We start from the raw sequence: 24125 nt of genomic DNA, 5'->3' as shown, positions 1-24125 counted from the left end.
TCCTGAAATATAGAAAAAATAAGTCCGAAATAGGAAAAAAAGAGACTGGCTCCCATAATGGGTCAGTCTCTTAAAGGACATTTATTATGAATGTTCAAGAACAAAACCATATTTCTCAGCAGAATCAACGGTCTGTTTTAATAGCATAGAGATGGTCACAGGGCCCACTCCGCCTGGTACAGGGGTAATCGCGCTCGCTTTTTCATAGCATGCCTCATAGTCTATGTCTCCGACGTTCCCTTTGTTATAGCCCGCATCAAGAACGACAGCACCTTCTTTTAACCAGTCTCCTTGAATGAAGTTAGCTTTACCGACTGCTGCCACTACGATATCTGCAGTAGAGAGAATGTCCGGCAGGTTCTCTGTATAGGAATGACAGGTCGTTACCGTTGCGTTTCGATTCAACAGCATCATGGAAACAGGCTTTCCTAGAATCGGACTTCTTCCTACTACGACAGCGTGTTTACCTTCAAGGGACACACCGTAGTAATCGATGATGCTCATGATTGCAGCAGGTGTGCACGAAGGATATTCACCAAACCCTAATGAATTCTGTCCGAACCCGTGGCTCGTGACGCCATCAACGTCTTTTTCAATGGAGATCGCTTCAAAGGCAGCACGTTCATCAATATGATGAGGTACAGGATGCTGCAAGAGAATCCCATGAACGGAAGGATCTTGATTAAGCTCCTGGATCACGTCCAACAGTTCATTCGTTGTCGTTTCCTTGGGAAGATGAATTCTTCTTGATTCCATCCCGATCTTCGCGCAGGCATTGCCCTTCATCTTGACATACGTAGCAGAAGATGGATCATCTCCAACGAGCACCGTAGCGAGACATGGGGTAATCCCATTTTCCTTTAATACAGCGACTCTCGACTTTAGGCTTTCTTTTACCTCAGATGCAACAAGTTTCCCGTCTAATACTAGTGGTTCCACTGCAATCCCTCCTGATTATAGTAAAAGAAGACAAGGGTATCCCCCTTGCCTCCTGCCCAGGCGAACGGCTAATGGCTCATGATTTATAAGATTCGCAGCTCCCTTGTGGTTGATTCCACATTTTCGCCAGTCACTGCTCTATTTATTTTCAATTTGATTATAACACGAATATAAAATAAATTTCTAGTATAAATGTTCGTGTTTTTGTGGGAGTACATCAAAAGGCTGATAATCTGCTACTTCTAATTTTCTATTCCCCATGACCCCTTATAGACGATTTGTCGAAGGGAGATATTTCATAAACTGTAAGCAACAAGAGTTAGGAAAGGGGAAATAATGATGTTGAATAATAAAGTAGTCATGATAACGGGAGCTTCAAAAGGGTTGGGCAGGGCCCTTGCCGTACAATGTGCCAAGGAAGGGGCAAAGCTTGCGATCTGTGCAAGAACGAGTGGACCGCTTCAGGAGGCTGAGAAAGAATTGAAGGAATTAGGGGCAGAGGTGGTAGCTTTGGAAGCCGATGTTTCTGATTCCAGGGATGTAGACCGTTTTGTTTCTGTAACGGAGGAAGTATTGGGGGGAGTCGATGTTCTTTTTAACAATGCATCCGTATTTGGCCCTGGTCCGCGCTTGCTGGCTGATTACTCTGAAGAAGATTTTCTTGAGGTGCTAAGAATCAATGCATTGAACCCATTTTTAGTAACAAAAAGAGTCCTCCCAGGAATGATCAGCCGGGGGAAAGGTACAATCATAAACCTAACGTCAGAAGCGGGTAAAACAGGCTTTGCGGAGTGGGGGGCATATGGAATTTCAAAATTTGCCGTCGAAGGATTGACTCAAACATGGGCCGATGAGCTGAGTGATACAGGGATACGGGTGAATATGGTCGATCCGGGGGAAATGGATACGGATATGCACGATAAGGCTGTCCCGGGATGTGATTATCCACTTGCGAATCCTCACGATCACCTTGACGTCTTTTTGTATCTGGCTTCCGACGCTTCAGAAAACGAGAATGGGAATCGGTTTGAAGCACAGGAATTTCAGTGGAATCGAGGCGGGGAGAATGAATGAGTTGGCTAAGACTTTTGATATCCCTTCCCATTTAAACGCATCGACCCCCATTGAGTTACTAGGATTCCAAAGAGACGAAGTGAAACTAATGGTGTTGAACCGGGAGACCGGGAAATGTGATCATACCCAATTCAGGCACCTACCCGAATTTTTAAATAAGGGGGATGTACTTGTTTTAAACAACAGCCGGACCATTCCTGCCTCTCTTAAGGGGAAGCAAGGAAACAGGTATTTCGAAGTTCGTTTATCCAGAAAAGTAGATGATAACTGTTGGGATGCGCTTATTATAGGAGACTTCCATCAAGCAGGGGAACCGATTTGTTTTTCAGAGGAAGTCCGTGCCAGCATGATTGGTGAAGGAAGTGAAAAGCCATTGGTAAAATTGAAATTTAACAGGAGTGGCGTCGAGCTTTTTGATTTTATTTACAGAAACGGAGAACCGATCCGTTACGAATATATTGATTCACCATGGCCACTTGATTGCTACCAAACCGTATATGGATCAGTCCCTGGGTCTGTGGAAATGACATCGGCCGGAAGGGCCTTTTCATGGAAGTTGATACAATCCTTGAAAAAGAAAGGAATTGAAATCGCGTTCATACAACTTCACGCAGGCTTGAGCTATTACGGGGATGATCGCTGGCCGACACCGAAAAATCACCCGGAAAAATACCATGTAGGTTCAGGGACAGTGGACCAAATCCTCAGGGCAAAGAATAGTGGTAAGCGGGTCATTGCAGTGGGCACTACAGTCGTTCGTGCCCTTGAAACCATCATGACGCAATACGGACAGCTAAAGCCTTCTGAAGGGGTAACAAACTTATATGTTTCCGGAGATACCCCTCTCAAACTTGTAGATGGTCTCATTACGGGTCTGCATGAACCGGAAGCGAGCCATCTGGATCTCTTAAAAGCTTTTATTTCGGAGGGGAAATTAATGAACGCTTATCAGACTGCTCTGTTAAAAAACTATAAATGGCATGAGTTTGGTGATATGAATGTAATTTTGTAAGGAGAATGGATATGAGACTTCATCATATTGGGATGAACGTAGAGAGTTTAGTGCGGTCGAAGGAATTCTATCAATCTTACTTTGGGTTTGAAGAGGAAACGTATTTCGAATGGGGAAGTGAGAAAATCCTATTTGTGAAAAAGAATGATTGTCGGTTGGAGCTCATTGAGGAGTCTGGGGAGGATAACGGCTCTAAGCGGACATTTCTTCATATTGCCTTGGCAGTCATTGATTTGGAGACGGAGGTTGGTCAATTAAAGGAGAAAGGGTTAGTACCCGTTGAGGGCCCAGTTGTACTTGAAAATGGCTGGAAAGTGGTCTTTTATTTTGGACCTGACGGGGAAATCGTTGAGTTGGTTGAAGGGTAAATAGAGCTTGAATTATTTCAACTAATCAACAGAAATGTAAAAAAATAAAAAGAGAGGTTCACGCCCTCTCTATTTCTCTTACAACAAACGTTTTAAAAGGTTTTTTCTAACTAAATCGTTTGAGAAGTTACTGTAAGTCCAGTAACTGAACATAACGTAAAAGCATAGATTTCAGCAGGATCTTCTAGATTATTGACCAGGTATACAATACAATCTTTCACACTGATGACAAATAAAGGTGGGAGCGCTGTCGTTACTCCTTTAATGCTTAACATGATCTCAAGACCGAACCTGGCTGTAGCCGCAAGCTCTTCACCGATTCCATTTGCACATCCAGAACAATCACAGTGCTGCTTACAGGAATCAGATTTTTCTCTAGCCCGTTGAAGTAAAAATTCAAAAATATCAGGGGTATTACCTGAGTCTGTGGCACTGATCCCAGCTACATCACATAATTGAACGGTCGTACTTGGTATAACGGAAGGTTGATCTGCGTCTTTAAATCTTACAATGGAGCAATCATTTACATCTGTAATAACTTGGTCTTCTGTAGGATTTGCCAACGTTGAAGGTACTGAGAAATAAAGGTCTATTTGCTTGTCCACTGGATCGACGATGGTAGATTGGAATTCCTCCACGTCCTCCAATAACCCGCAAAGACAGTCTAAACAGTCACAACACCCTTTTTTACAAAGGTCCTTCTTTTTAAAACATTTCTTATCGCATTGATCATCTCGATCATGCTCATTACATTTTGGACATATTGGTTGAAAAAGCGGAAATGGAATTTGGATACTATCACCACACTTTACGTTTACTGTAACCCCATCCACATCAACTGGGGTAGAAATGGATTGACTGTTATCAAGTGGGGATGTGTTTGTATGACCCTCATTTGTTTGATTGCCGTTTGTTTGATCACCATGTTCTTGATCTTGAGTTTGTGCTCCTTGAGCTTGTAGTTGGTCATGTCCCTGATTCTGAGACTGATCTCCTTGTGTCTGACCTTGGTCTCCATGAGCTTGAGACTGCTGCTGCTGTTGGTCGCCCTGAGTCTGGTCGAGGTCCTGATCACCAAACCCTTGAGACTGCTGCTGTAGCTGGTCGCCCTGAGTCTGGTCGAGGTCCTGATCACCAAACCCTTGAGATTGCTGCTGTAGCTGGTCGCCCTGAGTCTGGTCGAGGTCTTGATCGCCAAACCCTTGGGATTGTTCCTGTTGTTGATCGCCTTGAGTCTGGTCGAGGTCTTGATCGCCGAATCCTTGGGATTGCTCCTGTAGTTGGTCGCCCTGGGTTTGCCCCATTTCCTGGTCACCAAATTCTTGCTCTAAGTTGCCTTGACTTTGAGTAGCTTTTTGCTCAATACATTTTGAATGATTTTGTTTAGTAGTGTGGCTATTACATCTGCAAAATTCGATTACTGCATCACATCGTAAACAGTTATTTTTATTGTCTTTGTTTTTACTGCCCAATAATATCACCTCTCTTATTTCATCCTATGAAAGGGAGTAAAGGTTGTTATGGACATATATACAGTAAACTACTAAAAAATCTATTAAAAAGTATTACTTACAAAAATTTTCTGAATTTAAATAGGCAACTACCTTTTTTAATTGAATGTCATAGAGTTAATCAATTTCTCTGCATATAGTAAGGAGAATAAATAATCATAAAAGGTGTGAATGTATGAATAACAATGAGTCTAAACAGTACGACGTCCAATTCAATCAATTCTCATCTACTAAACAGATTACTAATGAATCTACTTTTAATTCAACGGAGTTAAAACAACTTCTAAAACAGCAAAAAAATGAATTAAAGCAAAAATTAAGGGAACAAAAAATGGAGTTGAAGCAAAAACTCAGCGGAGTAGTAAATAATCAAAATGAAGTGACTCAAGATGAGAATAACCCTGAATCATTAACCGAATTTAAACAAGAACTAGACCATAAGCTTAAATCGGATTTAAATGAAATGTCTGATAAGTTGCAAGAAGATTTAGGGGAAATGGAAACCGCTCTATCAAACAAATTAAAAGAAATTGATAAAGCTTTTAGAGAAGGGTTTAAGAGTCCTATTAAAGAAGATATAAGTAATCATTAATGATTTCAGCTGGTAAGAATAGAAGACGAGTGGTTAACTCTATCGTTAGGTAGTTTATTCATCTTTCAATATATGTTAATAAGAGTGCATTGAGTGACCATTCAGTAAGCACTCCTTTATTTATCCCCACCAACCCCATAGGTTTTATGAAATTTTTTTGTTTCTTATTCTGTGATACATTTATCCGGGTAATAAATGAAATGACTATGGTGTAGGAAGGGATTTTCATGAATAGAGAATTTGTATTACGTTGGTCGTTCTTCTTTACAGGACTCCTTGTACTTGCATTCGGCATAAGCTTGACGATCAAAGGGAAAGACCTTGGAATCGGACCTTGGGATGTATTTCATTATGGACTCTTTAAGCAGCTTGGACTGACGATTGGTACGTGGTCCATCATTGCCGGCTTTGTCATCTTGTTCGTGACGGGGATTGGAACGAAGTCATTCCCTAAAGTTGGAGCCTTTATTAATATGTTGTTAATTGGTATTTTCATAGATTTATTTAATTATGTCCTTCCCGATCCTCAATCGTTAGTGGCACAGTCGATTGTGTTTGCAATTGGGATTGTGGTAATCGGGTACGGTATCGGACTATATGTGTCAGCTGACTTGGGGGCGGGCCCCCGCGACAGCCTGATGCTCCTCGTAGTTGAAAAGACGGGATGGAAAGTACAGTGGGTACGGAATGGAATGGAGATCGTTGTGTTCTTATTCGGCTGGTTACTTGGTGGTCCTGTCGGGATCGGGACGGTCATTATCGCACTGGGGCTCGGTTCCATCGTCGGATTCTCATTACCTCAAAGTAAAAAGCTTCTTCACTTTTTCCTTATGAGACAAATGACAAAAAGAGACAATCCTTTGGCAAGCTAAGGGTTGTTTTTTTGTTTAAAAAAGGTTTTTTACCCGATATTAAAGAAGTATGAAGAGAGCTCTGCAGACGGGGGATGTTGTGATTGGAAAATGTACTGGATGATTACTTTAGTAGGAAAGAACCATTTAAGAAATGAAAGAGCTGGTAGACTACTGTTATCTCTGTCAGAAGCCTCTTTATTGTTTAGACGGTTTCTTTAACGGTGTGCAAAAGGAGAATGGAAAATGCTGTTGTTTTGAATGCGATGAACAAAATCAAAAAGGGGAGAAAAAGGATGGGGCATGAGTATTCAGATAAAATCATCACTCTGTTAAAAAAGCATCAAAATAGTGAAAATCGAGAAGCCATGGAAGCGTATATGAGGAATCAATTTCAGTTCTTTGGTATTAGGACCCCGGAACGTACTGCTTTATTACGGGACTTTCTGAAGGAATACGGTAAACCTCAGGTTGAAGAATTGCCTGACATTGTACGTTGTCTTTGGTCTGAACCGCAAAGGGAGTGTCAGTATATCGCTCTTTCCCTTCTGGACAAACGATCCAGGTATTTAACGAAAGACCATCTGCCATTTTTAGAAGAATTAATTGTAAATAAATCCTGGTGGGATACCATCGATCATATTGCTCCCAATCATGTAGGGAAAATCTATCAAACGGAAGAAGATGACACATACTTAGAGAAATGGATTCATTCAGATCATATGTGGTTGAATCGAATCTCTATTTTGCATCAATTGAAATATAAAGGAAAAACAGATCAGGATCGTTTGTTCAGGTACATATTATTGCATAATGAATCGAAAGAATTTTTTATTCAGAAGGCAATCGGCTGGGCGCTCCGGGAGTATTCCAAAACGGACCCGGAAGCGGTACAGCAATTCATCGAATCAGAAAAGCTGGCACCGTTAAGTAAGCGGGAAGGAATGAAACACATCCATAGAAGGGCTAAGGCAGGGAAAAACGTTGAAAAGTAGTGAGTGTATGAAGCAGCTGGCTAAATGAAGTCAGGGGGATTCCTATTTTACAATTAGGTATTCACCCCGACCTCAATCTAGTATAAAGTAAGGACAGATATATGTGAGAGGGGTAGTAGGATATGAATTGGAATGATTGCATCGAGAGAACAAACACTCACTCTGTGAAATGGTCGTTTCCTGCCGAGGATGTAATACCTATGTGCATTGCAGATATGGACTTTCAAGTGTCTCCTGCCATTGTCGAAGCCATGAATCGCAAGGCACAGCATGGCATATACGGTTATACGACATTTAGTGATCGATACTTTGAGTCTGTCATTTCATGGTGGAAGAGGCGCTTCCAGATGGAAATAGAGAAAGAATGGATCAGCTTTAGCCCTGGAATCATTCCGGGTATCAATGTATTATTGTCTGTATTAACGGAGCCTGGAGACGGTGTAATCATTCAAGATCCCGTTTATTATCCTTTTTACAGTACGATTGAGAATCATGGCTGCTCGGTTATGAAAAATACGTTGCTTTATGAGGATGGAGTATACTCGATTGATTTTGACGACTTAGAAGAAAAGGCGCGTCATCCCAGAACGAAACTTCTTATTCTCTGCAGTCCTCATAATCCTGTTGGACGGGTATGGACGCGTGAGGAATTAATGAAAATTGGTTCGATCGCTAAGCGGCATGACCTCTGGATCATTTCAGATGAAATGCATGGAGACCTGGTATATAAAGGCTATGAACACGTTCCACTGTTTAAAGGGGATGAAAGCTTAGTAGAGCGCAGTATTCTATGTGCGGCTCCAAGTAAAACCTTTAATATCGCGGGGCTTCAAACCTCCATCCTGCTCATACCGAACAAAGACCTGAGAGATAAGTATAATGAAAAGCTTACAGGCTATGGACTGATGAGGCCGAATGTGTTTGGGATTGAAGGAACGATTGCGGCTTATGAGGAAGGCGAACCATGGCTTAATGAGCTATTAATGGTGCTTGAAGAGAATAAACAGTATGTACTGAATTATCTAGAGCAACACCTTCCAGAGCTGAAAGGCATTACCCCACAGGCTACACACCTCATATGGATGGATTGCACGGAATTAGGCATGACGGGTGAAGAGTTGTGTGCGTTTTTCTTAGAAAAGGCCAGAGTGAAATTTGATGAAGGCTTTAAATTTGGTCAGAGCGGGCGCACCTTTGTCAGAATGAATATCGCCTGTCCGAGAGAGCGAATCGACTTGGCATTAAGAAGGATCCACGAGGCGATTCTGGAGTACAGGGTCAACCGTAACGTCACGAAATAGAGCAGAGGATGAACACATAACATGACATGTGTTCATCCTTTTTCTTTAAAAGAAATAAAGAACGAGGGCTCCGATACTTCCTGATAACAGAACATATAGTAACATCGGGACCACGGTTATCCGGATGATCTGACCTTCTTCTCCGCTAAGCTGAACAACAGATGCAGCAGCTACTACATTCAGGACGCATACCATGTTACCAGCGTTGGCTCCAAGCACCTGTAAGGATAAAACAGTTTGCTGGTCTGCCCCGATTTGATCGGCGACACTAAATTGAAAGAGAGAAAACATCATGTTACTAAACGTGGCGCTCCCGGAGATAAAGGATCCAAGTGCTCCGATGAGGGGAGCGACAAAGGGCCATCCTTCACCCGCTAACCCTGACACTAAAGTGGCAAGTTCCATTGGCATACTCACTAAATCACTTTTGTTCACACCTGAATTAATGAAAATCCGTACCATGGGAACGGCGGCCATTAATGAAATGATACTTCCTTTAATCGTAAATAGAGATTGTCGTAAAGTCTCTTCGATTTGATGCCTGTTCATTTTATGAATAAGGAATGTCAGTGCCATGACCAATACAAAGATAGTACCCGGAAGGTAAAGAGGCTCAAACTGAGTGGAAATGCCTGTTCCTAAAATATTGCTCCATCCTACTTTCACGCTTCTAAGCCACCCCTTAATAGGCAGAAGATCCAATCTCGTTAAAACCAACAGGACAGCGACAAGCAAGTAAGGAAGCCAAGCTAACCAAATTGGCATTTTCCTATCAGGGACGAATTCGGTCTTAGGTTCATCCTGTGTTTCAAAGTCCCAAGTCTCATCAGGTAATAAGAAACCTTTCTTCGCTGCAGGGATGACAATCATCAACCCGACTAATCCACCAATGATTGAAGGAAACTCCGGACCTAAGAAGGTGGCTACAAGTAATGCAGGTATTGTAAACGATAGACCTGCAAAGAGAGAGAACTTCCATAGAACCAGCCCTTCTTTCCAAGAACGATTTTGACCGAAAAAACGGGTCAGCATCACAACAAGCAAGAGAGGAATCATGCTGCCGATGAATATGTCGATACTCACAGCCCGACTGGCAACGCCGCTTAAATAATCGATCATTGGTTGAGCCCCTATCGCTTGTTCCACCTGACCTGCAAGAGTTCCTTCCTGTCTCAATCCTTGATCTATTCCTACCATAACAGGAGTACCGACCGCACCGAATGATACGGCACTGCTATCCGCAATAAGAGCGAGAGAAACGGCTGCGAGGGGCGGAAACCCTAACGCGACAAGTAATGGTGCTGCCAGGGCAGCAGGCGTCCCGAAACCGGCTGCACCTTCAATAAAAGAGCCGAATAACCAAGCGATTATGATGATCTGTACACGACGGTCCGGGGAAATCATAGAAAATCCATTGCGGATCGTTTCCATGGCACCGCTGTTCTGCAAGGTATTTAAAAGCAGGATCGCTCCAAAAACAATCCAAAGTATCGTGAAAGCAATGATCATTCCCTCAACCGTGGCAGCACCGATCTGTATAAAAGGGATCTTCCAGAATACAAGACTTAAAATGACTGTCATTAAGAAGCTGATAGGCATCGCAACAGAAGCGGGTAACCGCATAATAACAAGAAAAATAAGAACGGCTAATACGGGAGTCAATGAGGTTAAGAGTTCAATAACAGACATTTCCATCACCTGCTTATTGTTTATATGTTTATTTTATAATAAGTTTGTGAAATATTTCACATTATTTGTGGATAGTTTATGACAAACTAAGATTGAACAGAAGCGATGACTTTTTATTCATCCTTTCCACTGGTTTTTAATCGGTCTGGAAAAAAGTATGAAGTATTTTTAGTATAAGGGGAACACTAAATGATAGGATGAATTCGAAGATAATTTTTGTCCATCACAAAAAAACATGTTAAACTAAGAATCAGAATAATCATTAGCAATTATAAAGAGTCAACTGATAAATGGTGTGTTTTTGGAGTGGACATTTGTTTTTAAAACGTTTACATAACAGGAGGATACGTATATGACTAGTAAAACATTAGATCATTTTTTACAGGAAAATCTTGAAGACCTTAAATCACGCGGTTTATATAATGAGATCGATCCATTACAAGGTGCGAACGGACCGGTGATTACGATCAATGATAAGAAGCTTGTGAACCTTTCTTCTAACAATTATCTTGGACTCGCAACGGATGAACGCCTGAAAAAAGTAGCGATCGAAGCAGTGAAAGAATATGGTGTAGGGGCTGGAGCCGTTCGTACAATCAATGGTACCCTTGATCTTCACGTGAAGCTTGAAGAGAAGCTTGCGAAGTTTAAAGGTACAGAAGCTGCCATTGCTTATCAGTCAGGATTCAACTGTAATATGGCTGCGATTTCCGCGGTTATGGACAAGAACGACGCCATCCTTTCTGATGAATTGAACCATGCATCAATTATTGATGGCTGTCGTCTTTCGAAAGCAAAGATTATCCGTTTTGGTCACTCAGATATGGAAGATCTTCGCGCGAAAGCAAAAGAAGCAAAGGAATCGGGTCAATACAACAAAATCATGATCATCACCGACGGCGTATTTTCAATGGATGGGGATGTATGTAAACTTCCTGAAATCGTTGAAATTGCTGAGGAATTTGATATCATGACGTATGTAGATGACGCCCACGGTTCCGGGGTCCTAGGAAAAGGTGCAGGAACGGTTAAACACTTTGGCCTGTCAGACAAAGTGGACTTCCAAATGGGTACGCTATCGAAAGCAATCGGTGTAGTTGGTGGATACGTAGCAGGAACTCAGAACCTGATCGACTGGTTAAAGGTCCGCTCACGTCCATTCCTATTCTCTACATCCTTGACTCCTGCGGATGTAACGGCTTGTACAGAAGCACTTGATCTGATCATGAACTCTACAGAGCTTCAAGATAATATGTGGGAAAACAGTCGTTATCTGAAAGAAGAGCTGTCGAAGCTTGGCTTTGACATCGGAAACAGTGAGACGCCTATCACTCCGGTTATCATCGGTGAAGAGCAAGCGACCCAGGACTTCAGTAAACGCCTATATGAAGAGGGTGTATATGCCAAATCCATCGTGTTCCCAACCGTACCAAGAGGAACAGGCCGAGTGAGAAACATGCCTTCAGCAGCGCATACGAAAGACATGCTGGATCAAGCGATTAAAGCATATGAAAAAGTCGGTAAAGAAATGGGAATTATCTAATCCCCCTTTATAAATAACGTGATAGGGTCTGGCTATAAAAGTCAGCCCTATCTGTATGAATAATGAAATCATTCTATCACCATAGGAAAATGCAGGAGGAAAGACGATGAAAAAGATTTTAGTAACGGGTGCCTTGGGGCAAATCGGTTCTGAGCTCACCAATAAACTTCGTACTGTGTACGGTTCTGATAACGTCATTGCGACAGATATCCGGGAAACAGACAGCCCGGTCGTAACGGATGGCCCTTTTGAGCAATTAGACGTGACCGATGCCGCAAAAATGTTTGACATTGCCAAGACGAATAAGGTGGATACCATTATCCACCTCGCAGCTCTATTATCTGCAACGGCGGAAGCAAAACCGCTTCTTGCCTGGAATTTAAACATGGGTGGATTGGTAAATGCCCTGGAAGCAGCAAGAGAATTGGATTGTCAGTTCTTCACACCAAGTTCAATTGGAGCGTTCGGTCCATCAACGCCAAAGGATTCAACTCCACAAGATACCATCATGCGCCCTACTACCATGTACGGAGTCAATAAAGTGTCGGGAGAACTTCTGTCTGATTATTACTTCACTAAATTTGGAGTGGATACAAGAGGACTTCGATTCCCAGGTCTGATTTCCTATGAAACCCTGCCAGGTGGCGGGACGACTGATTATGCAGTTGAAATATATTATGAAGCTATCAAGAATAACCAGTATACTTCATACATCGGTGAAGGAACCTATATGGATATGATGTATATGCCGGATGCACTTAATGCGATCATCGATCTTATGGAAGCGGACGGCTCAAAGCTTGAGCACCGTAATTCCTTCAATGTATCTGCCATGAGCGTAGCACCTGAGGATATTGCAAAAGCAATCCGCGTACACCAACCGGACTTTAACCTGGATTATAGCGTAGACCCAGTTCGCCAAACCATTGCCGAAAGCTGGCCGAACGCCATCGATTCCAGCGCAGCCATGAACGAATGGGGCTTCAAAGCAGAATACGACCTGGCCAAAATGACAGCTGATATGCTAGAAAAATTAAAAACGAAGTAAGCAGAAAGATCCCTGAGAAGCGATAGTTTCTTAGGGGTCTTTTTTATTCCTTAATCTATTTTATTTGGGTTTTTTTCGCAAAGTTTGAGGTTATCTTAGATAAGAAAGTAGTAGTTGATTTCCGCTACAGGATGCTCGCTTTCCGCTCCAATCAACTTTCTCAGTATGAGTTTTTTAATGAAATCACTAATTTTTTGAAAATAATATTATTAAAAAGAGCAGTGGTCCATTTCATATTAAACAACAATCTTTGCGAAAAGAGCCATTTCAAACGACAAAATATGACAATAATGGATAGCAAATTGGAAGGGAAATGTTATACTGAAACAGAATGAATAAATGAAACCAAGCTCCTTTTTGTGGAAAAAAATGGTGATAACCTATATAAATTATGCTAAAATTCAGAAGTCTAAGGATTTTACATAAGGGGGATTCAGATGAGAGAAAAATTGAAAGTATTTGGGATACCTATAGGAATCATGCTTCTATTCATCGCTGCCTTGTTCTTTCACCAGCTGTTGTTAGTGAAAGAATTACCTCAGCCAAACTGGAGCCGTTCACTCCCATTAGACTACACGTCAAACGAGAGACCACAGGTGTTTCAAAACAATGGGGAACTATACATATCAAGTAAAGGGAAAATCCATGCCTTTACAATCAATGATGAAATGAAAGTAGCAGATGAAAGAGTCATTGATACCACTATAACCAGAGGCTATCCATTTTGGACCGATGGCAATGAATTCATCTACTATAAAGATGGAAATCTAGTTTCTACCCAGGACAAGAAGGATCAAATCCTTTCCAAAGAGATCACGGGTCTCGGAGCAAGCGCAAACAACATCTATTATTGGAGTAACGAACAACTCCATGAATATAATGTGAAAGAAGGATCTTCCAGGGAAGTATATACTTTCCCGTCTGAAATTTCCGAGATTCACGCAGGAGACAACGGAAGTGCCATCATTCAGGTTAAACAAGATGATACTCATGATTTCGTCTACTATATGAATGAAAGCAGTGAAGTAAGTGAGAAGCCTTTTTTACTAGTAAATACAGCCCCGAATAAAAAGGTGGAAGGTTTAACGTTTAAAGTAACAGACGGGCAACTCATCTTACTATACAATGAGAAATCACGCACACAAGGCACACTTTCCTACAGTACATACAAGGTGCAGGTTCCATTACAGGAATTGGGCTCATCGATTTTAACGGGGAGCAAGATTGAATTCGTAAATAAAGGGACCGGCGAAAAGCTGGAGAGTGCCGGTGGGGTACAGTTTGTAAACGTTGATGGGAAAGAATCCGTGGTGTTCACCTCAGAAGGACAGCGTATTGGTGATAACAGTGCGATGAGCCTGTATGCAGCTCCTTTTCAAGATCAGGAGGTTCTGGAGGGTTCTCCTCTTAGTACGACCAAGCATGTCACATATTCACCCGTGCAATTAACAGACGAAGCACTGGTTTGGTTTAATTATGATGGTGGTACATATGAACTATACGGGGCATCTCAGAACGATCAAGTCGTTTCAGAAAGTACAAACTGGTCGAAAAGATCAGTGAAAGAGGCACTTAACAACGGCGTTCTCATGATGTTCAGCAGTTTGGTGACGGTGTTGACATCCTTTTACTGGGTGCTTCCATCACTCTTTCTATTAATCTTACTGTATATATTCAGACCAAACGCGTTTGAAAAAGACGGGATCAGCTGGGCTGAATATGCATCGATCATCATTTTTATGCTGATGCCGATCAGCTACACAAGCAATGCAATGAACGCATATTTTTACCAAGTGGCACCGGAGTATTTGGTGTTTACTGGAAGCGGCTACGTACTATTATTGTTGATTAGTGTGATCACCTGGGTGATTTGGAAAATAGGGCGGGACCCTGATTGGGGCTCATTTGCAGGTGCCTTTTACTTCATGGGAATCTATATTTTGTTCTATATTACTTCAATCGGTCCATATATATTTAACTTATTTTAAGAATAAAAGTATGAGTGGGACGGGTGACTTGGATGATGGAGAAAATGAATCATATGATTAAACATACCTTTTATAACAAAATAATGATCCTCATGGCTCTATTTGTCTTACAGTTCATCTTTTTACTCTTGATTGCCAGGCCATGGAACGTAATCGCTGCCCTTTTGGTTACCATTGCAGGGGTAACGGTCCTGGTACGCTTATTCATTAAAGGGAAAATCTTTCTGGCAGAGCATCGAAAATTGCTGGAAGAAGAAAATCAGCTGTCCACCCTTCTCCATTCCCTGCCTGATTTTGTGTGCTTTAAGGACGGGCAGGGCCGCTGGTTAAAGGTCAATCAATTTGGCAGAAAACTGTATAACCTTGAACGAATTGATTATGTAGGGAAGACGGACAGGGAATTAGGGGAGCTGGTTCCCTTTTTTAAAGACGCCTTCGACTATTGTGTGGACTCGGATGAACAATCTTGGAAAGCAGAAAAGGTAACGAGATGTGAAGAAGGATTCTACCTTCCGAACGGTGAATACAAGACCTTTGATGTCATAAAAGTCCCGTTATTTCATTCGAATCATACAAGAAAGGGACTAGTCATCATCGGCAGGGATATTTCTCAGCAGAAAATAGCTGAAGAAATGCTATTAAGAAAAGAGAAATTATCTGTGGTCGGGGAGCTTGCGGCAGGAATCGCCCATGAGATCCGGAATCCATTGACGAGCATCAAAGGCTTCATACAGCTGCTGGAGGAGAATGAGCATGTATCCGACCATTATCTTACCGTCATGTCTACAGAGATGGATCGAATCAATCAAATCGTCGGGGAATTACTCATTTTATCAAAGCCACAAATGAGGGAATACCAGCTCTTTGATATGAGCGAGGTGCTTCATTATGTGGTCAAGGTGATGGGACATGAAGCGATCCTCAAAGGGATTACCTTAAATGTTCAAGTGCCATCATCCCCTATTCAAGTATTGGGAGATAAAAATCAATGCGTACAGGTCTTTATTAATATTATAAAAAACGCGATCGAATCGATGGACGAAGGAGAAATCCGCGTCGACTGGAATGTTCTGAGTGATACGATCGTGGTTACCATCCAGGATCATGGGGTGGGGATTCCCCCGGATCGTTTAAAGAGACTCGGTGAGCCATTCTTTACCCTGAAAGAAAAGGGGATGGGACTCGGATTAACCATCAGTCAGAAGATCATTGAGGACCATAAAGGGTCTATTCACATTGAATCAGAAGTAAACATGGGAACAAAAGTTGAAGTTACCCTACCGGTAAAACATAAGTGAAGTTCAGGGCTGCCTCATTGCGATGCAGCCTTTACCTGTGTATAAGGCAGAATACTTGGAACGGTTATTAAAAAGGGTTAATGAACATGAAAGTACAAGAATAAGATGAAAGGAGCGTAAATACAGACTTCCCTTCATAGAAGCCGTAAAGGAGATGTAAGTCATGTCAAAACCAACCGTCCTCCATTCCTTTCATCCATTAGGCCAGTTAGAGCAATTCCGCAATGATCCACTCCTGTTTTTAGAAAAGATGGCAGGGAAAGACGAAGAGAAAGTTCAATTTCGTTTTGCCAATCGAACCATTCATTTACTCATGAGCCCTGCATTGGTGAAAGAAGTACTTGTCACTCAGTCAGCTTCCTTTCATAAATCAAAGCAATTCAGAGAACTATCCCTGTTGATTGGAGATGGACTTGTGACGAGCGAGTCGCCGCTACATACTAAACAGAGAAAAACAATTCAACCTTATTTCACACCACGTCATATTCATCAGTATATGAGTGAAATGATTGAGTCTGCTTCCTCTATAATGGAGGACTGGGAGTTAAACTATTCCCGGGACATCTCCAAGGATATGATGGAGGTTACCCTGGGGGTCATTACGAAAACCATGTTTAATATGGATGTTAGAGAAGGTCATCAGAAAGTTGGTGTTCACCTTGAAACCATTATGGAGACCGCTACAAAACGGATCCGATCATTTCTTAAGCCTCCACTATCTTGGCCGACTGCTGAGGTGAAGCAATATAAGGCCTCCATTAAAGAATTAAAGGGGGTCGTGGAGGAGATCATCCATCAAAAAGAGTATCATCAGGATGAGAAAGAGGATTTGCTTCATGCCTTACTTCATGCCCGGGATGAGGAAGGCAATAGTATGTCCAGAAGCCAGCTGATGGACGAGGTGATGACCATCTTAGTAGCTGGCCATGAAACGACAGCGAATCTCCTTTCCTGGTTCTTCTATGCACTCGATTGCGATAAGGAAGTAAAAAGAAAAGTTTATGAAGAAGTCGATAGAGTAGTAGGGACGAAAGAATTATGTAGTGGGGATCTTTCACACCTCCATTATACGCGGCAAGCTCTTCAAGAAACGCTTCGCTTGTATCCACCCATTTGGATGTTTGGGAGAATCGCAGTAAAAGACGTTATGATTGGGGATCACCTTATTAAAGAAGGTGAGAATATCCTTGTGTCACCTTATCTGATGCATCGGAATGAAAAGTATTTCCCTGATCCTTTAACATTTGACCCTGAGAGGTTTCCAGAGGCCCATACGAAAAAGATTGAGCCCTATGCCTACTTTCCATTTGGAGGAGGACCAAGAGTCTGTATAGGCAATCATTTTGCCTTACAAGAAGCATTGATCATTGCTGCTTTATACATGCAGCGCTTCACGTTCGAGATGCCGGGTAGTCAGAAGGTGGAATGTCACCCTTTAATTACGTTAAGACCCAAAGGCGGATTAAAGATGAAGATTAGAAAAAGGGATGAAGGCTTGTAAGTAAAGCCTGTTTTGTAAAAAGGTTGATGTTTAATAAAGGTTTAATAACACAATAAAGGGTATGTTGGTAGTTTGATTATTATCCAATCATCCATATAAGCAGTATGTAGGTAAAAGCACAGAGTGGATTGTAGCGGAAGGTAATTGACTCCAGCGGGAAATAGAGGAAAGGTCGAGACCCCACAGGGCAAAGCCCGAGGAGGCTCGACTTCCTCCCCGCGGAAAGCAATTGCCTGGAGCGGTAAGGAACGGTCAACGTTTTGTTCACTGTTCAAAGAAATAAAAAACCCAGGTTCGAATTCGAACCTGGGTTTCTTTTATCAAAAAATCATATGAGCAATTGCAACAATCACAAGTAAAGTCAAGAATGTACGCTGTAAGAAGATGATCACTAAGTCTTTGAAATCAACCGGGATCTTAGAACCTAGTAACAGTCCACCGACTTCAGACATGTAGATCAATTGTGTTACAGATAAACAAGCAATCACAAAGCGTGTCAGCTCACTTTCAATTCCAGATCCAAAGATGGCTGGAAGGAACATATCGGCAAAACCGACAAGGATCGAACGTGACGCTTCTGTTGCCTCTGGGATTTGAAGAAGTTCCAGTAAAGGAATTAGCGGCATACCGATATATTCGAAGAACTTTGTATTCTCGGCTACGATCAGCGCTGTTGTACCGATCGCCATAACGATGGGTGCAACCCCCATCCACATATCCAACACATTTTTCATTCCATCAGCGAAAAATTTAGAAGTACTATTGTTATTCTTCGCTTGAACAAGAGCTTGCTCATACCCATAACCTACGCGGCTATAGCCTTCTGGAATGACTTCCATCGTGTTCTTGCCTTCTTGATCATTATAGTAAGTGTCAGGCTTACGGGATAATGGCGGGATTCGTGGAAGCACGATCGCTGCGATAATTCCTGAAATAGCTACTGTTATATAGAAAGGAATGAAGTATTTTCCGAGACCAACCTCAGAAATGACGACCAAACTGAAGGTAATGGATACAACAGAGAATGTCGTACCGATGATCGCTGCTTCCTTCTTTGTATAGTATCCTTCTTCATATTGTTTACTTGTCAGCAGCACCCCGATCGTTCCGTCTCCTAACCAGGAAGCTAAACAATCGATGGAAGAACGCCCGGGTAAACCGAATACGGGACGCATCACTTTCGTTAAGAGAGCACCGAATAATTCAAGTAGACCGAAATTTAATAATAAAGGTAGAAAAAGTCCGGCAAATAAAAATACAGAGAATAGAATGGCGAGAAGTCCATCCGGATTTAATAAAAGTCCACCCGTTGCGTCTGACCAGACCCATTCAGGACCTAATTTAAATAGAGTCATGATAGCAAACACTGCACCCAAAACTCTGACAAAAACCCAAACAGGTCTCACATCGAACAGGCTTGTGAAAAACGGGGATTTTTCAATAAAAGCCGGTCTTATGAACTTAGTGATAAAAGTCCCTAATACGGTAAGGATGATTAACCCTGTCATGATTGCAGGTACATAGCTTCCAATCCAGTCCTGTAGTAGTCCTGAAAGAATGGCGATTGGTATCGTGATCCCGTCTTCCTGTGGAATCGGAACCATAAAAAGAAAAATTCCCAATAGGGAAGGAATGATAAATCGTAAATGGCTTGTTAATGTAAAGCGATGTTGTCGATTCATAAATTCACCTCAGATGTAGTAGTAACGGAAAATGAAACATTATTCATTCTAATGCATACATATAAATTTGTCCATAAGAAGTTCCCACAAGGGAGATTATGCATTACCTAGCTGTTTTTCCCAAACGGTGTGAAAGTGAAACATAAAATGTTGAATGATCATTCTAGTAAATGTATGTATACAAAAAGAAAGCGCTATCTTTCAATACCTCTCTATTTTACTAAAATTTTTAAAAATTTCAATTATAAGCTGAAAAACATTTTGATTTCTTACATTTCAAGTGAAAAAGTCTGACGTTCAGGGGGGATTATTACCTAAAAAATGTATTAATTATTTTGATAATAGGGTTTAAGTAGTATGAAAGAGGGTATAAAGAATTCATACCTTGGTGAGTCAGGAGTTGTAATCGATGACATCTTTAACGATACTTACGGAAGAGCAATTGGCTAATGTCTATCAATTAGCACAGGAAGAAGGATTGGAAGAAGAATTTATTGAGATGTTAGAAGGGGAGCTTGAAAGAAGGGAAGTCGCTCGATAGGCCAAAATAGAAAACAATGAAACGCCATACATAACGGCTGATCTCCTCCCGGGAGGTCAGCCTATTTTTATGGTCATAAGACAAAAGTGCCTTAGAGATTCTAAAGGAAAAGTCGAAATACTCTAAGGCACTTTTAGTTTTTTTATAAGAATAGTAATCCGAGGGAAATAACGACTCCACTAATGACAAGGATAATGACGCAGTATCCCATAATATCCTTCGCCTTTAATCCTGCAATCGCTAAAGCAGGCAATGCCCAGAACGGCTGGATCAGATTTGTCCAGGCGTCTCCCCAAGCAACAGCCATAGCGGTCTTAGCTACAGAAGCATCCAATGTTTGAGCGGCATCAAGCATGATAGGAGCTTGGACGGCCCATTGTCCTCCCCCGGAAGGAACAAAGAAGTTCACAATCCCGGCGCTGAGGAAGGCGAAGAAGTAAAAGGTCACGTCATTTGAAATCGATACAAAAGCCTCAGACATGACGACAGCAAGACCAGATGCCGTCATCATTCCCATGATTCCTGCGTAGAAAGGGAATTGAATGACAATCCCGCTCGCTCCCTTGATCGCTTCCTGAACAGCCGTAAGAAAGCGCTTTGGCGTCCCGTGAAAGAGAATGCCCAGGAATAAGAATAAAAAGTTGACGATATCTAAATTGAGGGCGAAACCGTTTTGAACAAAATATGAAAATAGGAACGCAATCCCGAGAACGGCAACAATAATGGATAAAATCATGCTGTTTTCGAGACGCTCAGCAGGTGTTAATGCCTCTTTTTCAAGAGTGGCGGCAGTTTCATTAAAGATTTCAGGATCTACGGTTACAGTTTCTTCTTTTGACGGCATCAGCATCCTGTTAATGACCGGAAGAACAATAAATAGAGCCAACACAATAAGGACATTGAAGGTAGCGAAGATCGTCTCGCTTGTCGGGATGACACCGATCATGTCCTGGAACGGGTGATCGGCTGTTGCAATGGATAATGGAATGGAACCCGAGAACCCTGCATGCCAGACGATAAATCCGGAATAAGCACTGGCGATCAGCAACCGGTAATCGACACCTTTCACCCTTTTTGCCAATTCTTTCGCAAATAATGCCCCGATTACAAGCCCGAATCCCCAGTTGATCCAGCTGGCAATCATCGAAACGACAGTAACAATGACAATTGCGGAACCAGGCGACTTCGCAAATGAGGCGAGGAAACCAAGGAACCGTTTAAACAGTGGGCTGCTTGCCAGTACATACCCCGTAACAAGAACCAGGACCATTTGCATGGAAAAGGCAAGGAGGCTCCAGAATCCGTTACCCCAATATTGAACCATCTCGAGGCTTGAACTATCAGTGAAGATAAGACCAAATCCAAATACGGCCAGTGTTAAAATGACAACGAATAAAAATGGATCAGGCAGATAGCGTTGCATGATTTTGTTCGATAATGATATAAGTGCTTTCATCTTTTCATCCCCCTTAATTAATACACCCCCTTTCTATTCTTCTATAATGATATGTGAAAACCCTTTCATTTGGATAAAAAGATGTTCCAAACTAAAAACGCCTGACTCATTTATAAGAGATCAGGCGCTTTGGTTTATTTCCTTACAGTTCGGGAAGTTCCCTTCTTTTCTTTACGTAGAAGTCTAAATAACGTCACACACATCAAGACTAGGATGACAGTGAAGGGCAATGCGGAGACAAGGGAGGCCGTCTGTAAGCCCTCCAGTCCACTGGACACCAGCAAAACGGCGGCAATGGCAGCAATGAGTACTCCCCAGACGATTTTCACTATCATCGGAGGATTCAAGCTTCCCTCGGTTGTCATACTGCTTAATATATAGGTCGCTGAATCAGCAGATGTAATTAAAAAGGTGAAGATCAATAAGATGGAGATGACTGAAAGGACCATGGAAAATGGAAGTTCTCCATAGGTCGAAAATAATGCACTTGTGACATCCTTGTTGACCCCTTCAGCAATGGAAGTACCATTAAATAAATCGAGGTGAAGAGCTGTACCACCAAAGACAGCAATCCACATTAGGGCAATCAGTGGAGGAACCACCAGGACCCCTATGATAAATTCCCTTATCGTTCTCCCTCTTGATACCCTGGCGATAAAAGCACCTACGAATGGAGACCAGGCGATGGCCCATGCCCAATAGAAAATCGTCCAATCCTGTACCCATGTCCCTCCTTGATATGGAGTCAGACGTAAGCTGTAGCGGATGAAATTAGAAATATAGTCACCGATTCCAAGGGTGAACGTGTTTAATATAAAGACTGTCGGCCCGACGATGAATACAAATAGCATCAAAAATAGAGCCAAGGATAAATTCACATTACTGAGCCATTTAATCCCTTTATCGAGGCCAGTTGTGGAAGATGCTAAATAAAGGATAAGCAGAATGAACACAATCAAGAGTTGTGAAAGTGTGTTGTTACCCACTCCGAATACGGAACTTAATCCTCCGTTTATTTGGAGAATCCCTAACCCCAGTGAAGTCGCTACACCCATGACGGTTGCGATGACAGCCAGGATATCAATCGTATTCTTCACCCCTTTCGTCCTTTTACCTTGGCCGATCATAGGAGTCAGGGAAGTGGAAACCAGACCATTCTCCCCTTTTCTAAATTGAAAGTAGGCAATGATCAATCCGACAATCGTAAAGACAGACCATTGACTGACACCCCAGTGGAAAAAGGAATAACCCATTGCAAGGCGGGCAGCTTCCTCCGTTTGCGGCTCTACACCTGGAATGGGGGTTTCAAAGAAATGACTCATCGGTTCAGCAATCCCCCAGAACACAAGACCGATTCCAAACCCGGCTGAGAATAACATGCCGATCCAGGTGAAGAAAGGATACTGCGGTCGTTCATCGTCCTTTCCCAACCGAATCTTCCCGTATTTACTTACCATAAGAAATAAGAGAAATAATACAAAGAAAAACACTGCAGCGAGATAAAACCATCCAAACGAATAGGTCGTGAACCCAAATGCTGCATTCGCTCCGTTAGCAAAAAGTTTCGGAAAAGCAGCCCCAAACACAACCAAAATGGACACAATAATAGCTGAAATCCAAAACACTTTGTTCAAATATGTACGATTACCCATGAATACCCCTCCTGACATAGTAGACGAACGTCTTCTATATTTTCATACCCTAAATCTATAGGGTTATTCATGAGCAGGAGGTGGTTCAGTACAACTAGGGAAATGTTTCATGATACAATGGGTGAAATTATGAACATTAACAACAGGAAGGTGTCTACTTATGATTACATGTATCGCAACGGATATGGATGGAACGCTTTTGAATGAAAAACAGGAAATCAGCGAAGCCAACAAACAAGCTATCCTGGATGCACAACAGCAAGGAATAGAAGTTATTGTTGCAACAGGGAGATCATATGAAGAAGCCCGCTATGTCATACAGGAGGCCGGTATCTCATGTGATATCGTTTGTGCCAATGGAGCAGAGGTTCGAAATAAAAAGGGTGAAATGGTCTATCAGGCAGGCATTGAATCCTCACAAGCGAAAAAAATTGCCGCTGTCTTAAACGAAACCGGTATTTACTTTGAAATTTACACCGATCAGGGAACATACACTGAAAATTATGAGATGGGCGTCGAGTTGATCGTCGATATTTTCACGACAGCCAACCCTGAAGTGTCAGAAGAACAGGTGAGAAAAGCAGCCAAAGAACGATTTGATAAAGGTCATATCAAATTAGTAAAAGATTACGGGGTACTGTTCGAGGATGCTTCCCAGCTGGTTTACAAATTCCTTGTTTTCTCTTTTGATGAAAAGCAATTAACAGAAGCGAATGAAAAATTAAGTAAAATATCAGGCATTGCCATTAGCTCGTCGGGTAAAGAAAACATTGAAGTGAATAGCCTTGAAGCACAAAAAGGAGTGGCTCTGCAGAAGCTACTGAACGACAAAGGTCTTTCAGCGGAGAATGCCATGGCATTGGGTGATAACCTTAATGACCTATCCATGATGAAAGCTGTGGGAAGACCCGTTGCCATGGGAAATGCCCTGGATCAGATAAAAGAATTCTGTCCGTTCATCACGGCAACAAACCGTGAAGACGGTGTGGCAAAAGCGATTCAGGAAGCTCTTCAACAGACAGCAAACTCATGAGAACGTCTTCTGTTGTCCATACTGGTTAAAAAAGTAAATAAGGGAGCTTGA

The 24125-nt window shown here is 42.1% G+C and carries 20 protein-coding genes and 1 riboswitch; of the genes, 14 read left to right on the top strand and 6 right to left on the bottom strand.

The features are described 5' to 3' along the window. Positions 1-84: 84 nt before the first annotated feature. Complete coding sequence (locus ACXAF2_RS11355; protein WP_475138773.1) at positions 85-939, bottom strand: bifunctional 5,10-methylenetetrahydrofolate dehydrogenase/5,10-methenyltetrahydrofolate cyclohydrolase; 855 nt, start codon at positions 937-939, stop codon at positions 85-87. Positions 940-986: 47 nt separating this feature from the next. Beyond that, a riboswitch (ZMP/ZTP riboswitch) is annotated at positions 987-1083 on the bottom strand. Positions 1084-1278: 195 nt separating this feature from the next. On the opposite strand from ACXAF2_RS11355, the gene ACXAF2_RS11350 reads away from it, so the two are divergent. From ACXAF2_RS11350 to ACXAF2_RS11340, 3 genes are read left to right on the top strand one after another with little or no spacing between them, the layout of a single operon-like run. Then, entirely contained in the window at positions 1279-2013 is a 735-nt protein-coding gene (locus ACXAF2_RS11350) for an SDR family NAD(P)-dependent oxidoreductase (RefSeq protein ID WP_475138771.1), read from the top strand. Next, the gene (locus tag ACXAF2_RS11345) at positions 2006-3025 is read left to right on the top strand and encodes an S-adenosylmethionine:tRNA ribosyltransferase-isomerase (protein WP_475139181.1); all 1020 of its coding nucleotides are present in this window, start codon (positions 2006-2008) and stop codon (positions 3023-3025) included. Before ACXAF2_RS11350 ends, ACXAF2_RS11345 begins: the two co-directional genes overlap by 8 nt. 11 nt (positions 3026-3036) lie before the next feature. Beyond that, on the top strand, positions 3037-3393 hold the full coding sequence (locus ACXAF2_RS11340) for a VOC family protein (protein WP_475138770.1): 357 nt from the start codon (positions 3037-3039) through the stop codon (positions 3391-3393). 110 nt (positions 3394-3503) lie between these two features. On the opposite strand, the gene ACXAF2_RS11335 is transcribed toward ACXAF2_RS11340, so the two are convergent. Then, positions 3504-4697 (bottom strand): hypothetical protein, encoded by a 1194-nt coding sequence (locus tag ACXAF2_RS11335; RefSeq protein ID WP_475138768.1) that lies wholly within the window; start codon positions 4695-4697, stop codon positions 3504-3506. Between the two features lie 382 nt (positions 4698-5079). On the opposite strand from ACXAF2_RS11335, the gene ACXAF2_RS11330 reads away from it, so the two are divergent. The 4 genes from ACXAF2_RS11330 to ACXAF2_RS11315 all read left to right on the top strand — a co-directional run bounded on the left by ACXAF2_RS11330 (position 5080) and on the right by ACXAF2_RS11315 (position 8643). Next, positions 5080-5496, top strand: a complete 417-nt coding sequence (locus ACXAF2_RS11330) for a hypothetical protein (RefSeq protein ID WP_475138766.1) — start codon at positions 5080-5082, stop codon at positions 5494-5496. A 227-nt stretch (positions 5497-5723) separates the two neighbouring features. Further along, entirely contained in the window at positions 5724-6368 is a 645-nt protein-coding gene (locus ACXAF2_RS11325) for a YczE/YyaS/YitT family protein (protein WP_475138765.1), read from the top strand. A 275-nt stretch (positions 6369-6643) separates the two neighbouring features. Next, entirely contained in the window at positions 6644-7342 is a 699-nt protein-coding gene (locus ACXAF2_RS11320) for a DNA alkylation repair protein (RefSeq protein WP_475138763.1), read from the top strand. Between the two features lie 122 nt (positions 7343-7464). Further along, entirely contained in the window at positions 7465-8643 is a 1179-nt protein-coding gene (locus ACXAF2_RS11315) for a MalY/PatB family protein (protein ID WP_475138762.1), read from the top strand. 45 nt (positions 8644-8688) lie between these two features. Here ACXAF2_RS11315 and ACXAF2_RS11310 read toward each other — a convergent pair whose 3' ends face one another. Continuing rightward, entirely contained in the window at positions 8689-10332 is a 1644-nt protein-coding gene (locus tag ACXAF2_RS11310; RefSeq protein ID WP_475138760.1) for an L-lactate permease, read from the bottom strand. A gap of 352 nt (positions 10333-10684) precedes the next feature. Here ACXAF2_RS11310 and ACXAF2_RS11305 point away from each other — a divergent pair, with 352 nt between their 5' ends. The 5 genes from ACXAF2_RS11305 (at position 10685) to ACXAF2_RS11285 (ending at position 17710) form a co-directional block, all read left to right on the top strand. Then, positions 10685-11875: a glycine C-acetyltransferase gene (locus ACXAF2_RS11305; RefSeq protein ID WP_475138759.1), complete on the top strand. Its 1191-nt coding sequence runs from the start codon at positions 10685-10687 to the stop codon at positions 11873-11875. Between the two features lie 106 nt (positions 11876-11981). Further along, a complete protein-coding gene (locus ACXAF2_RS11300) occupies positions 11982-12923 on the top strand; it encodes an L-threonine 3-dehydrogenase (protein WP_475138758.1) in 942 nt (313 codons plus the stop codon). 437 nt (positions 12924-13360) lie between these two features. Further along, positions 13361-14911 carry a hypothetical protein gene (locus tag ACXAF2_RS11295; RefSeq protein ID WP_475138756.1) on the top strand — a complete coding sequence of 517 codons (1551 nt, stop codon included), beginning with the start codon at positions 13361-13363 and terminating at the stop codon, positions 14909-14911. Positions 14912-14946: 35 nt separating this feature from the next. Further along, positions 14947-16209, top strand: a complete 1263-nt coding sequence (locus ACXAF2_RS11290) for an ATP-binding protein (protein ID WP_475138754.1) — start codon at positions 14947-14949, stop codon at positions 16207-16209. Positions 16210-16372: 163 nt separating this feature from the next. Beyond that, positions 16373-17710: a cytochrome P450 gene (locus ACXAF2_RS11285; RefSeq protein ID WP_475138753.1), complete on the top strand. Its 1338-nt coding sequence runs from the start codon at positions 16373-16375 to the stop codon at positions 17708-17710. Between the two features lie 320 nt (positions 17711-18030). On the opposite strand, the gene ACXAF2_RS11280 is transcribed toward ACXAF2_RS11285, so the two are convergent. Then, positions 18031-19392, bottom strand: a complete 1362-nt coding sequence (locus ACXAF2_RS11280) for a YjiH family protein (RefSeq protein WP_475138751.1) — start codon at positions 19390-19392, stop codon at positions 18031-18033. Between the two features lie 409 nt (positions 19393-19801). Between ACXAF2_RS11280 and sda the strand changes: the two genes are divergently transcribed. Further along, positions 19802-19933 carry a sporulation histidine kinase inhibitor Sda gene (gene sda, locus ACXAF2_RS11275; protein ID WP_149154865.1) on the top strand — a complete coding sequence of 44 codons (132 nt, stop codon included), beginning with the start codon at positions 19802-19804 and terminating at the stop codon, positions 19931-19933. 142 nt (positions 19934-20075) lie between these two features. Here sda and ACXAF2_RS11270 read toward each other — a convergent pair whose 3' ends face one another. Together ACXAF2_RS11270 and ACXAF2_RS11265 are read right to left on the bottom strand one after the other, a co-directional pair. Further along, positions 20076-21389, bottom strand: coding sequence for a short-chain fatty acid transporter (locus tag ACXAF2_RS11270; protein WP_475138750.1), 1314 nt, complete (start codon positions 21387-21389; stop codon positions 20076-20078). Between the two features lie 134 nt (positions 21390-21523). Next, positions 21524-23041: a BCCT family transporter gene (locus ACXAF2_RS11265; protein ID WP_475138748.1), complete on the bottom strand. Its 1518-nt coding sequence runs from the start codon at positions 23039-23041 to the stop codon at positions 21524-21526. Between the two features lie 160 nt (positions 23042-23201). On the opposite strand from ACXAF2_RS11265, the gene ACXAF2_RS11260 reads away from it, so the two are divergent. Then, positions 23202-24074, top strand: coding sequence for a Cof-type HAD-IIB family hydrolase (locus ACXAF2_RS11260; RefSeq protein WP_475138746.1), 873 nt, complete (start codon positions 23202-23204; stop codon positions 24072-24074). Positions 24075-24125: the final 51 nt, after the last annotated feature.

The organism is Rossellomorea sp. ABR4_004, from assembly GCF_056159585.1.
The sequence above is the reverse complement of the archived record's forward strand: the minus strand, read 5'-3'. Positions and strand labels throughout refer to the sequence as shown.

Excerpts from the sequence above, each read along its gene's own strand:
- ACXAF2_RS11350 (WP_475138771.1), top strand. The coding sequence starts at position 1,279 with ATGTTGAATAATAAAGTAGTCATGATAACGGGAGCTTCAAAAGGGTTG.
- ACXAF2_RS11345 (WP_475139181.1), top strand. The coding sequence starts at position 2,006 with ATGAATGAGTTGGCTAAGACTTTTGATATCCCTTCCCATTTAAACGCA.
- ACXAF2_RS11340 (WP_475138770.1), top strand. The coding sequence starts at position 3,037 with ATGAGACTTCATCATATTGGGATGAACGTAGAGAGTTTAGTGCGGTCG.
- ACXAF2_RS11335 (WP_475138768.1), bottom strand. The coding sequence starts at position 4,697 with ATGGGGCAAACCCAGGGCGACCAACTACAGGAGCAATCCCAAGGATTC.
- ACXAF2_RS11330 (WP_475138766.1), top strand. The coding sequence starts at position 5,080 with ATGAATAACAATGAGTCTAAACAGTACGACGTCCAATTCAATCAATTC.
- ACXAF2_RS11325 (WP_475138765.1), top strand. The coding sequence starts at position 5,724 with ATGAATAGAGAATTTGTATTACGTTGGTCGTTCTTCTTTACAGGACTC.
- ACXAF2_RS11320 (WP_475138763.1), top strand. The coding sequence starts at position 6,644 with ATGGGGCATGAGTATTCAGATAAAATCATCACTCTGTTAAAAAAGCAT.
- ACXAF2_RS11315 (WP_475138762.1), top strand. The coding sequence starts at position 7,465 with ATGAATTGGAATGATTGCATCGAGAGAACAAACACTCACTCTGTGAAA.
- ACXAF2_RS11310 (WP_475138760.1), bottom strand. The coding sequence starts at position 10,332 with ATGTCTGTTATTGAACTCTTAACCTCATTGACTCCCGTATTAGCCGTT.
- ACXAF2_RS11305 (WP_475138759.1), top strand. The coding sequence starts at position 10,685 with ATGACTAGTAAAACATTAGATCATTTTTTACAGGAAAATCTTGAAGAC.
- ACXAF2_RS11300 (WP_475138758.1), top strand. The coding sequence starts at position 11,982 with ATGAAAAAGATTTTAGTAACGGGTGCCTTGGGGCAAATCGGTTCTGAG.
- ACXAF2_RS11295 (WP_475138756.1), top strand. The coding sequence starts at position 13,361 with ATGAGAGAAAAATTGAAAGTATTTGGGATACCTATAGGAATCATGCTT.
- ACXAF2_RS11290 (WP_475138754.1), top strand. The coding sequence starts at position 14,947 with ATGGAGAAAATGAATCATATGATTAAACATACCTTTTATAACAAAATA.
- ACXAF2_RS11285 (WP_475138753.1), top strand. The coding sequence starts at position 16,373 with ATGTCAAAACCAACCGTCCTCCATTCCTTTCATCCATTAGGCCAGTTA.
- ACXAF2_RS11280 (WP_475138751.1), bottom strand. The coding sequence starts at position 19,392 with ATGAATCGACAACATCGCTTTACATTAACAAGCCATTTACGATTTATC.
- sda (WP_149154865.1), top strand. The coding sequence starts at position 19,802 with ATGACATCTTTAACGATACTTACGGAAGAGCAATTGGCTAATGTCTAT.
- ACXAF2_RS11270 (WP_475138750.1), bottom strand. The coding sequence starts at position 21,389 with ATGAAAGCACTTATATCATTATCGAACAAAATCATGCAACGCTATCTG.
- ACXAF2_RS11265 (WP_475138748.1), bottom strand. The coding sequence starts at position 23,041 with ATGGGTAATCGTACATATTTGAACAAAGTGTTTTGGATTTCAGCTATT.
- ACXAF2_RS11260 (WP_475138746.1), top strand. The coding sequence starts at position 23,202 with ATGATTACATGTATCGCAACGGATATGGATGGAACGCTTTTGAATGAA.